Consider the following 12,731-nt stretch of genomic DNA (forward strand, 5'->3'; position numbering starts at 1 on the left):
GTGGCGGCACGTGCGTACGAGGCGCCGCAGGGCGAGGTCGAGCAGACGCTGGCAGCGATCTGGGGCGAGTTGCTCAAGCTGCAGCGCATCGGCCGTCGCGACAACTTCTTCGAGCTCGGCGGCTCCTCGCTGCTGGCCACGCAGGTGATGCTGCAAATGCGCAAAGCCTTCGAGATCGACATGCCGCTGATCCAGCTTTTCCAGACGCCGGTGCTTTCCGACCTGGCCGAGCTTGTCGTGACCGCCGTGGTCCAGCGTTTCGAAAGCAGCGATGTCGAGGCGCTCAGCGCTGAACTTGGCGATCTGAGCGAAGACGAAATCGAAGCCTTGCTACAGCAGGAACGTGCACTGGCGCAGCAGGGTCGGGATGCCGACACCCGCGACACCCCCACATCAAACGACGCGTCGCTGAACGCCAAGTGAAGCAGTAAGAACGAGAGATAACTAGAAATGACAACGCAGCTCCCCCAGGACACAGCGAAGAATCTGACCACGCTGCAGCGTGAACTGCTGATGCTCAGACTCAAGCGAACGGCCAAGGCACAGGCATCGAATGTCGAGGCCCTCGCAACGATTCCATCGGCAGACCGTGGGCAGCCCATGCCACTGTCCTGGGCCCAGCAGCGGCTGTGGTTCCTGGCTCAGCTCGATGCGGCGGCGGGTGCGGCTTACCGGATGCCTGCGGCGTTACGCCTGCGCGGCAAGCTCGATCGAGCGGCGCTCAAGGCCACGCTCGATCGAATCGTTGCGCGCCACGAGAACCTGCGTACACACTTCATCGAGCGTGGCGGTGAGGCCGTGCAAGTGATCGCGGCTGACGATCTCGGCTTTGCGCTGGACGAGCTTGAACTTGCGGCTGGCTCTGGAGAGGATCTGGCCCGGCATCGGGAGGCGTTCTTCGCGCGCGGCTTCGATCTCGCGGCGGGGCCGCTGATCCGCGGCTGCCTGATCCGCATCGCCGATGACGAGCATGTGCTTCTGGTCGATCAGCATCACATCGTCACCGATGGCTGGTCGCTCGGCGTCTTCATGCGTGAAGTGGGGCAGCTGTATGCAGCATTCAGCCAGGGCTTGCCTGATCCCTTGCCGCCATTGGCGATTCAGTATGCGGATTACGCGGCCTGGCAACGTGCCTGGCTGCAGGGCAAGCGCCTGCAGACGCAGCTCGACTACTGGCGCGAGCGCCTCGCTGGCGCACCGGAACTGCTGGCGCTGCCGACAGACCGGCCGAGGCCGGCGCAGCAGAGCTATGCCGGTGCGGCGCTGGCGTTCGAGTTCGACGCTGGGCTGAGCGCGGAGCTCAAGGTATTGGCGAACCGGCATGGTGCGACGCTGTACATGGTGCTGCTGGCGGGCTGGGCGGTGCTGATGGCGCGGTTGTCGGGGCAGGAAGATGTGGTGATCGGCAGCCCGATTGCGAACCGCCAGCGCGGCGAAGTGGAAGGGCTGATCGGTTTCTTCGCGAACACCTTGGCGATGCGGGTGAAGGCGAGTGCCGAACTCGATGTGCAAGCGCTGTTGGCGGCGGTCAAGCGGGACACGCTGGACGCCTATGCGCATCAGGATCTGCCCTTTGAGCAGGTGGTTGATGCCGTCAAGCCGCAGCGCAGCCTCGGCCACAGCCCGCTGTTCCAAACCGTGCTGACACTCAATAATGCGCCCGGCGGCGGCAGCGCACCGAGCATCGCAGGCCTGCGCCTGGAGAGCCTCGATCTGGCGCATACCAGCGCGCATTTTGATCTGTCTGTGTCACTCGGCGAGGCCGCGGCAGACGCGACACTGGCCGGGACGCTGGAGTACGCGACGGACCTGTTCGACGAGGCGACGGTGAGACGCTGGATCGGCATGTACGAGCGAGTGCTGAGGGGGATGGTTGGGGAGGCTGGAGAGCGAGTGGGGGCGATAGCGCTGCTCGACGAAGGCGAGCGCCAGCTGGTGCTGGAGCGGTTCAACGACACGGCGGTGGCGTACGCGGGCAGGCAGGCGCAGGGGACGATACACGGGCTGGTGCAAGCGTGGGCGCGTGAGCGCGGCGAGGCGCTGGCGGTGGTGTTCGAGGGGCAGGGGCTGAGCTATGCGCAGCTCAACGAGAGAGCCAACCGACTGGCGCATGTGCTGATCGAAGCCGGCGTGCGCCCGGACGATCGGGTTGCGATCTGCCTGGAGCGAGGGCTGTGGCAGATCGTTGCGCAGCTGGCGGTGCTCAAGGCCGGTGGCGGCTATGTGCCGCTGGACGCCCACTACCCGGCCGAGCGGCTGGCATTCATCTGCACGGACTGCGAGCCCAAGCTGCTGCTGACGCAGCAGACGCTGCTGGCGTCGGTAGAGGGCTGGCGCCCGCAGACGCTGGGCTGCCTGGCGATAGATACGCCGGAGGCGATGCAAGGCCTGCAAGCCAGGCCGGCGCAAGACCCCGAGGTGGCGGAGCTCGGGCCGCGGCATCTGGCCTATGTGATCTACACCTCAGGCTCGACCGGTACCCCCAAGGGCGTGATGGTGGAGCACCGCAATGTGCTGCGCCTGGTGCACCACAGCAGCTTCGCGCCGCTGACCCCCGAAGACTGCGTCGCCCACGGAGCCAGCGTGGCCTTTGACGCGGCGACGTGGGAAGTCTGGGCAGCGCTGAGCAGCGGAGCGCGCGTGCTGGCGCTGTCGCATGAGACGATGCTGGATCCGGCGCGGCTCAGCGCGGCGCTGATCGAAGGCGGGGCGAGCGCGATGTGGCTGACGGCGGGGCTGTTCAACCAGTATGTCGATGCGCTGCAAGCTGCGTTCGCGCAACTGCGCTACCTGCTGATCGGGGGCGATGTGCTGGATGTGAGCGTGGTGCGGCGGCTGCTGGCGCGCCAGCAGCGGCCGGCGCAGCTGATCAACGGCTACGGACCGACCGAGACGACGACGTTTGCGAGCACGCACGCCATCAGCTGGAGCGACGCCCAGCAACGCAGCATCCCGATCGGCAAGCCCATCGCGAACACGCAGATCTACATCCTTGATGCGCAGCGCGAGCCGGTGCCACTGGGCGTGGCGGGTGAGCTCTACATCGGCGGGGACGGCGTGGCGCGCGGCTACCTCAAGCGCGACGAGCTGACGGCCGAGCGCTTTGTTGCCGACCCGTTCAGCACCGAACCCGCAGCGCGGCTGTACAAGACCGGAGACCTCGGACGCTGGAGGTCTGACGGGACGATCGAGTACCTGGGACGCAACGACTTCCAGGTCAAGATCCGGGGCTTCCGGATCGAACTTGGGGAAATCGAGAGCCGGCTGGCGGGTTGCGCGGGCGTGCGCGAGGCGGTGGTGCTGGCCCGGGGCGATGAGGGGCAGGAGAAGCGGCTGGTGGCCTATGTGGTGGCGCAAGCGACGCAGCCGTGCGAGCTGGACATTGCAGCGCTGCGCGGCACGCTGTCGCGCGAGCTGCCGCAGTACATGGTGCCCAGCGCCTTCGTGGTGCTGGAGGCCTTGCCGCTGACGGCCAACGGCAAGCTGGACCGGGCAGCGCTGCCGGCGCCGGATGCGTCGGCCGTGGTGGCGCGCGAGTACGAGGCGCCGCAAGGCGAGCTGGAAGCGGCGATTGCGCAGATCTGGGCAGAGCTGCTCAAGCTTGAGCGAGTGGGGCGGCGGGATCACTTCTTCGAGCTGGGCGGGCATTCGCTGCTGGCGGTGCAGCTGAACTCGCGGCTGCGCGAGCAGCTGGGCGTGGAAGTGGCGCTGCGCACCTTGTTCGCGCAGCCGGTACTGGCGGACTTTGCGGAACAGGTGGGACAGGCGGCCCCGGTAGGAGCGAGCGAACAAGGCGTGATCGCGCGCGCTGATCGCGCTCAAGCCCTGCCCCTGTCGTGGGCGCAGCAGCGGCTGTGGTTCCTGGTCCAGCTCGACCCGGCGGCCAGTGCCGCATACCACATGCCGGCAGCGCTGCGGCTGCAAGGCAAGCTCGACCGGGCGGCGCTCCAGGCCACGCTGGACCGCATCGTGCAGCGCCACGAGAGCCTGCGCACGCGCTTCGTCGCCCAAGCCGGGCAGGCGCTGCAGCTGATCGACGCTGAAGCGAGCTTTGCCCTGGAAGTGCGGGAGGCGCTGGATCTGCCGGCGCAGCAACGCGCCTTCTTTGCGCAAGGCTTTGACTTCGCCAGCGGGCCCCTGATCCGGGGACAGCTGCTGCGAGTGGCAGAAGAAGAACACGTGCTGCTGATTGACCAGCACCACATCATCACCGACGGCTGGTCGGTGGGCGTGCTCGTGCGCGAGGTGAGCGAACTCTATGCGGCCTTCAGCCAGGGGCGCAGCGATCCGCTGCCCGAGCTGGCGATCCAGTACGCGGACTATGCGGTGTGGCAGCGCCAGTGGCTGCAGGGCGAGCGCCTGCAGCAGCAGCTGGACTACTGGCGAGCACGCCTGAGCGGAGCGCCCGAGCTGCTGGCCCTGCCGACCGATCGGCCGCGGCCGGCGCTGCAAAGCTACTCTGGCACGACGAAGGGCTTTGCGCTGGATGCGCAGCTGACGGGAGCGCTCAAGCTGCTGAGCCAGCGCCACGGGACAACGCTGTTCATGACGCTGCTGGCGGGCTGGGCGGTGCTGATGGCGAGGCTGTCGGGGCAGGACGATGTGGTGATAGGCAGCCCGATCGCGGGACGCCAGCGAGGTGAGCTCGAAGGCCTGATCGGGTTCTTTGCCAACACGCTGGCGCTGCGAGTGAGCCTTGCCCAGGGCATGGACGTAGCGGGGCTGCTCAGCGCGGTCAAGCAAGACACGCTGGATGCGTATGCGCATCAGGATCTGCCGTTTGAGCAGGTCGTCGATGCGCTCAAGCCGCAGCGCAGCCTGGCCCACAGCCCGCTGTTCCAGACCATGCTGACGCTGAACAACCGCGGCCTGGACGCTGACGGCCTGACCCTGCAGGGGCTCAACCTGGCTGAGCGGCTTGACACGGGCGCATCGAGTTCGACGCAGTTCGACTTGGCGCTGTCGATCAGCGAGCGAGAGGAGTCCATCACCGCGTCGCTGGTCTACGCGAATGCGCTGTTTGATGCCGCGACAATTGAGCGTTGGCTTGGTGCCTATGAGCGCGTTTTGCGCGCCTTTGTGCACGATGCGCGAGCGGCGATCCATCGCATCGATATTGTCGGCGCCGAGGAACGCCGTTTGCTGCTCGAAGGCTTCAATGCGAGCGGGCGCGTCTACCAGGAGCGCGGCTCGGTGTTGCGGCTGTTTGACGCTCAGGTGCGTGATCGCGGCGATGCAATCGCGCTGCGCGCCGTCGCAGTCGGTGTTCAGCAGCTCAGCTACGCGCAGCTCGATGCCCGCGCGAACCGCCTGGCACACGCACTGATCGCACACGGTGTGCGCGTCGACGACCGCGTGGCGATTTGCATGGAGCGTGGCATCAACCAGGTGGTCGCCCAGCTCGCGGTGTTGAAGTCTGGTGCTGGCTATGTGCCGCTGGACGCCCGTCATCCCGCAGCACGCCTGGGCTTCATGATCTCGGACAGCCAGCCGGTGCTGCTGCTCACCGAGTGCGCGCTTGAAGCCATGCTGACGGCCTGCTGCCAAGGAGTACCGTGCCTGCTCGTCGATGCACCCGGCGCGTTTGACGCGCGACCGGACCACAGTCCTGTACCGCAGGAGTTGAGCGCTTCGAGTCTGGCCTATGTGATTTACACCTCGGGGTCGACCGGCGAGCCCAAGGGTGTGCTGAATACCCATGGCGGTCTGGCCAATCTTGCGCAGGCACAGATCGAGTTGTTCGCTGTCGGCCCAAACAGCCGCGTGCTGCAGTTCGCCTCGACAAGCTTCGATGCGAGCGTGTCCGAGCTGGTGATGGCCTTGTGTGCCGGTGCGACGCTGGTCATCGCCGCACAGGAACAGCTCATGCCCGGCGCACCGCTGCTGACACTGCTGCGGGAGCAGGAGGTCACCCACGCAACCCTGCCGTCATCGGCCGTCATGGTGTTTCCTGATGATGCCGAACTGCCGCTCGAGTGCCTGGTGATGGCCGGGGAGGCCTGTCCGCCTCAGCTTGCGCGGCGTTGGGCGCGACGCCTGGCGGTATTCAACGCCTATGGGCCAAGCGAGGCCACCGTTTGCGCCAGTGCCTGGCGCTGCACCGGCGACGAGCTCGACACCGTGCCCATCGGTGCGCCGATTGCCAATGTGCGTATCTACATCCTTGATGCGCAGCGCGAGCCGGTGCCACTGGGCGTGGCGGGTGAGCTCTACATCGGCGGGGACGGCGTGGCGCGCGGCTACCTCAAGCGCGACGAGCTGACGGCCGAGCGCTTTGTTGCCGACCCGTTCAGCACCGAACCCGCAGCGCGGTTGTACAAGACCGGAGACCTCGGACGCTGGAGGTCTGACGGGACGATCGAGTACCTGGGACGCAACGACTTCCAGGTCAAGATCCGGGGCTTCCGGATCGAACTTGGGGAAATCGAGAGCCGGCTGGCGGGCTGCGCGGGCGTGCGCGAGGCGGTGGTGCTGGCCCGGGGCGATGAGGGGCAGGAGAAGCGGCTGGTGGCCTATGTGGTGGCGCAAGCGACGCAGCCGGGCGAGCTGGACATTGCAGCGCTGCGCGGCACGCTGTCGCGCGAGCTGCCGCAGTACATGGTGCCCAGCGCCTTCGTGGTGCTGGAGGCCTTGCCGCTGACGGCCAACGGCAAGCTGGACCGGGCAGCGCTGCCGGCGCCGGATGCGTCGGCCGTGGTGGCGCGCGAGTACGAGGCGCCGCAAGGCGAGCTGGAAGCGGCGATTGCGCAGATCTGGGCAGAGCTGCTCAAGCTTGAGCGAGTGGGGCGGCGGGATCACTTCTTCGAGCTGGGCGGGCATTCGCTGCTGGCGGTGCAGCTGAACTCGCGGCTGCGCGAGCAGCTGGGCGTGGAAGTGGCGCTGCGCACGCTGTTCGAGCAGCCGGTGCTGATGGCTTTCGCGGCGCAGGTGGCTGGTGCAGAGCGCGGCTGGCTGGATCTGATTCAGCCGGTTGATCGGGCACAAGACTTGCCCCTGTCATGGGCGCAGCAACGGCTGTGGTTCCTGGCCCAGCTCGATGGTGCCGCAAGCTCGGCATACAACATGCCCGCGGCCTTGCGGCTGCAGGGGCCCCTGGATTCCGCGGCACTCAAGGCGACGCTTGACCGCATCGTTGCCCGTCACGAAATCTTGCGCACGCGCTTCCTGCAGCGTGGCGGCGAGGCAGTCCAAGTGATCGACCGTTCCGAGGCTGGCTTCGCACTCGCCGAGCGGGATCTGCGGGCCCTGCAGGGGCATGAGCTGGACGCCGCCGTCCAGCGTCTCTCGCTCGATCACGGCGCCTCGGCATTTGACCTGGCTGGCGGCCCGCTGATCCATGGCCTGTTGCTCAAGCTCGCAGATGAGGAGCACGTGCTCCTGATCAACCAGCACCACATCATCTCCGATGGTTGGTCGGTGGGGGTGCTGGTGCGCGAGGTCGGCGAGCTCTACGCGGCCTTCAGCCAGGGGCGGGTCGATCCGCTGCCCGAGCTGGCGATCCAGTACGCGGACTATGCGGTGTGGCAGCGCCAGTGGCTGCAGGGTGAGCGCCTGCAGCGGCAGCTTGACTACTGGCGAACTCGCCTGAGCGGAGCGCCCGAGCTGCTGGCCCTGCCGACCGATCGGCCGCGGCCGGCACGACAGAGCTATGCCGGTGCGTCGATCGCCATGGAACTCGACGCGCCGACGACGCAGGGCTTGAGGTCGCTCAGCCATCGCCACGGCACGACCTTGTACATGACGCTGCTGGCGGGCTGGGCGGTGCTGATGGCGCGGCTGTCGGGGCAGGACGATGTCGTGATCGGCAGTCCGATCGCCAATCGCCAGCATGGCCAGCTCGAAGGCCTGATCGGCTTCTTTGCCAACACGCTGGCGCTGCGTGTCGAGTTTGGCGAACAAGCTGATCCGAGCGTTGCCGAGTTGCTCGCTATGGTCAGGCGCAACACGCTGGATGCCTATGCGCACCAGGATCTGCCGTTTGAGCAGGTCGTCGATGCGCTCAAGCCGCAGCGCAGCCTGGCCCACAGCCCGCTGTTCCAGACCCTGCTGACACTGGACTCCAGCGGCACGAACGAGCACTGGGAGCTGGCAGGACTGGCGCTTTCGCGTATCGATCCACCGCTGCGCACCGCGCAGTTCGATCTGAGTCTTTCCGCCATCGACAAGGCGCAGACCCTGCATTTCGATCTGCTTTACGCGACCGATCTTTTTGACGATGTGACGATGCGGCGCTGGCTGGCCTGCTTCGCCACTGTGCTTGCCGCCATGGCTGCTGATGATGGGGCGCGAGTCAGCCAGCTGCGTTTGCTTGATGCGCCGCAGCAACAAGCGTTGCTGCAGGCGGCCTTCGGCAACTATCGCGAGTTCCCGAGCGAGCGCCTGATTCACGAGCTCGTCGCTGGCCAGGCGGCTGTACGCCCCGATGCGACGGCGCTGGTGTTCGAATCGCGGCGCCTGAGCTATCGCGAGCTGGACGAGGGCGCAAACCAGGTCGCGCATCGGCTGCTCGCTCTGGGTGTGCGTGCCCACGACCGTGTTGCGGTGTGCATGAACCGCGGTATCGAACTCGTTGTCGGGCTGTTGGCAGTGCTGAAGTGTGGTGCTGCCTATGTGCCGCTGGATCCGGTTCATCCGGCCGATCGGCTGGCGATGATGCTCGACGACAGCAGCCCCACCGCGCTGTTGACGCAGCAAGACCTGCAAGGGGCGCTGCCGGATCGAGCGCTGGCGCAGCTTCTGCTCGATGATCTGCATGCTTTTGCCGATCTGCCGCGCACCGCGCCCGAGATCGTGCTCGGCGGCGACGCCCTCGCTTACATCATCTACACCTCGGGATCAACCGGGCGGCCCAAGGGTGTGATGGTCGAGCACCGCCAGGTGGCACGGCTGCTGACGGCCACTGACCCCTGGTTCCGCTTTGGCGCGCAAGACGTCTGGACCCTGTTCCATTCCTACGCCTTCGACTTCACGGTTTGGGAGATCTGGGGCTCCTTGGGTTTCGGTGGTCGACTCGTCGTCGTGCCCAGCCTCTGTGCGCGCTCCGCCGATGACTTCTACGAACTGCTGTGTCGTGAGCATGTGACGGTGCTCAATCAGACGCCGAGTGCCTTCCGGCAGTTGATAGCGGCACAGGCGCGCAGCAGCAGCGAACACCAGCTGCGCGAGGTGATCTTTGGTGGCGAAGCGCTTGACTTCAGCAGTCTGCGCCCGTGGGTGCGTCGAAACCCGCTGGCTCGGACCCGGCTGGTCAATATGTACGGCATCACCGAGACCACGGTGCACGTGACTTTCCACGTCTTGGATCAGACCGACATCGAGCTCGGCAGCAGCAGCGTGATCGGTGTGCCAATACCCGACCTGCGGCTCTACATCCTTGATCGCCATCTTCAGCCGGTGCCCTTTGGCGTGGTGGGTGAAATGTATGTCGGTGGGGCGGGTGTGGCGCGTGGCTATCTGAACCGCGACGCGCTGACCGCGGAACGTTTCCTGCACGATCCCTTTGCTGAGGCGTCCGCGCTTGGCAAGGCGCGGATGTATCGAACGGGCGATCTCGCACGTCGGCTGTCCGATGGCAGGATCGAGTACCTGGGCCGCAATGATCACCAGGTGAAGATCCGCGGCTTCCGGATAGAACTTGGCGAGATCGAGACCAGGCTTGCCAGCTGCGATGGGGTGCGCGAGGCTGTTGTTCTGGCTAGGCAGGATGACGCGACGGACAAGCGGCTGGTTGCCTACCTGGTCACCGACACGGCGCTTGACTTGGCTGCGCTGCGCGCGCAGCTGAGTCGCGACCTGCCGGAGTACATGGTGCCGACAGCGTTTGTGCCGCTCCCTGCGTTCCCGCTGACAGCCAATGGCAAGCTGGACCGCGCCGCTCTGCCTGTGCCCGAGCAGGCTGCGCTGGTGACACATGCCTATGAGGCGCCGCAAGGCGAGGTCGAACAGGCCTTCGCCGCGGTATGGGCCGAGTTGCTGAAGCTGGAACGGGTTGGCCGCCACGATCACTTCTTCGAGCTCGGTGGTCACTCGCTGATGGTCATCGAGATGGTCGAGCGGCTGCGTCGCCGCGGCTTTCAGCTGCAGGTCCAGCAGGTCTTCATCGACGCGACGTTGGCGGCCCTGGCTGCTCACGTTGAGCGGGCCGGTGCGTCCGTCAACGAGCCGGCAGTCATCGAGGCGCTGCCGCGCATCCCGCTTGGCGCGCAGCGTCTCACGCCGGCGATGCTGCCGCATCTGTCGCTGGACGAGGGGGCGCTCGATGCGCTGGTCGCCCGGGTGCCGGGCGGCGTTGGCAATATCGAACAGGTTTTTGCGCTCTCCGCGCTGCAGCAAGGGATGTTGTTTCATTCCCTGCTGGAGACCGTGGGCGACCCCTATCTGCTGCGCTCCATCCTGGCTTTCGACGCCCGTGCGCGGCTCGACGCTTTCGTGAGTGCGCTTTCGCAGGTCGTGGCGCGGCACGACAGCCTGCGCAGCGCTGTCTTCTGGGAGGGGCTCGAGCAGCCGCTGCAAGTGGTTTGCCGGGCGGTCGAACTGCCTGTTTACGAGCAGCAGTTGACGACGGGCGAGGGTGAAGCGTTTGAACAGCTGGAACGGCTGACCGACCCGCGTCACCAGCGCCTTGATCTGAGCCGGGCGCCCTTGCTTGCTTGCCATGTCATGCAAGACCCGGCCAACGGCGAATGGCTGCTGGCCATTCTGAATCATCATCTGATCTCCGATCATGTGTCGCTAGAGGCGATGCTTGACGAGATCGAACTCATCCTGGCCGGCCGCGCGCAGGAACTGGCTCCGGCCCGGCAGTTCGGTGACCACATGGCGATGAGCTATGGCCACGATCGTGCAGCGACAGAGGCAGCCCAGCGTGCCTACTTTGCAAAGCAGCTCGCCGATGTCGACGCGCCGACGGCACCGTTCGGAGTGCTTGGCACGCAGGGCGGTGGCGCAGATGTGGAGCAAGCTGAGCATAGGCTGGCGCTGCCCATGGCCCGTCAGTTGCGCGACCTGGCGCGTGCCCAAGGTGTGACGCCGGCGGTGTTATTCCACCTGGCGTGGGCGCAGGTGCTGTCCTTGTGCACCGGGCAGGACGAGGTTGTCTTTGGCACCGTTCTGTCGGGACGCATGCGCAGTCAGGCGGGGCTAGCCGAGGTGGTCGGCATGCTGGTCAACACCTTGCCGCTGCGCATCAATGCCCGCGAAGCGGACCCCATGCAGGTCTACGCGCAGCTGCGTGAGTTGGTCAGCCATGAACAGACCCCCCTGACGTTGGCACAGCAATGCAGCAACGTAGCGCCCGGGCTGCCGCTTTTCACCAGCACCCTCAACCACCGCCACAGCAAGGCCAATGCGCGTGGTGCCGGCAGTGCTGTCGCAACAGGCATGCGTTACTTGCTCAGCGATGAAAGGACGAACTTTCCGATCCGCGCGGTGGTCGATGACTTTGGCGATGTCTTCTCACTGAGTCTGCACTGCCGTCAGGTTGACCCTGAACGCCTGCTCAGCTACTGGATCAATGCGCTGCGTGCGCTGCTCGACGGGAAACGCTCGACGACCGGCCTGTTGCCGGCGGACGAGCAGCGGATGCTGCTCGACGTCTTCAATCGCCATGCGGTGCGCGTTCGAGACAGCACTCAGCCGGCCTTGCTCCACCGCCGCATCGAAGCCCAGGCACGGCACAGGCCGGACGCGGCAGCGCTGGTGTACGAAGGCGAGCAGCTCAGCTACCGCGAGCTCAACGCGCGGGCCAACGGACTGGCGCATGCGCTGATCGATGCCGGCGTGCGGCCCGACGACCGGGTCGCGATCTGCATGGAGCGCAGCGTCGGGCTTGTTGTGGGCCTGCTGGCGATCCTCAAGGCCGGTGCTGGCTATGTGCCGCTGGACCCGCTGCAGCCGGCCGAGCGGCTGAAGTTCATGCTGGAGGACTGCGCGCCGAAGGCACTGCTGAGCGAGCGCGACGGCCCGGCCGCGGGGCTGCTGGATGTGCCCACCCTGGCGGTCGACGACGGTGCCGTGCCCGGACTGCCCTTTGACATTGCCGATCCGGTCGTTCCCGGCCTGAGCCCGCAGCATCTGGCCTATGTGATCTACACCTCGGGCTCGACCGGGATGCCCAAGGGCGTGATGGTGGAGCACCACTCGGTCGTCAATCTGTTCGAGGCTCTCGCCTGCACGGCCTATGCGCATTTGGCGCCGGGCAGCCGTATTGCGCTGAACGCCTCGGTGTCCTTCGATGCGTCAGTCAAGGGCCTCGTGCAGCTGCTGGCAGGGCATTGCCTGGAGCTGATCCCGCAGGCGCTGCGCGGCGATGGGCCGCGACTGCTGGGGTGGCTCAAGCAGCGCCGCATTGATGCGTTCGACTGCACGCCGATGCAGCTGGACATGCTGATCCAGGCGGGCCTGCTGGAAGTGCCCGAGCTGGCGCATCTGAGCGTTGTCATCGGCGGGGAGGCGATCGCGCCAGCGAGCTGGAACGCGCTGCGCGGCTCGACGCTGAAGGCCTTCAATGTCTACGGGCCGACCGAGTGCACGGTGGACGCCACGATCGCGGCGATCCATGAAAGCGGCGAACAGGTGCAGATCGGTCGGCCAGTGGCCAACGCAAGGATCTACATCCTGGACCGCCACGGCGAGCCGGTGCCGCTGGGGGTGGCCGCAGAGCTGTACATCGGCGGAGCGGGCGTGGGCAGAGGGTATCTGAACCGAGAGGAGCTGACGGCAGAGCGCTTCCT

2 protein-coding genes are annotated in these 12,731 nt (G+C 66.4%); both read left to right on the forward strand.

Annotation, left to right across the window (positions count from 1 at the left end):
* On the forward strand, window positions 1-423 hold a 423-nt coding region (locus tag RQP53_RS24460; RefSeq protein ID WP_315653358.1), incomplete at its 5' end, for a phosphopantetheine-binding protein.
* Window positions 424-450: 27 nt separating this feature from the next.
* The coding region (locus tag RQP53_RS24465) for a non-ribosomal peptide synthetase (protein ID WP_315653359.1) at window positions 451-12,731 on the forward strand (12,281 nt) is incomplete at its 3' end.

Origin of the sequence: Roseateles aquae (assembly GCF_032337115.1) — a bacterium.
Classification (GTDB): Bacteria; Pseudomonadota; Gammaproteobacteria; order Burkholderiales; family Burkholderiaceae_C; genus Roseateles_C; species Roseateles_C aquae.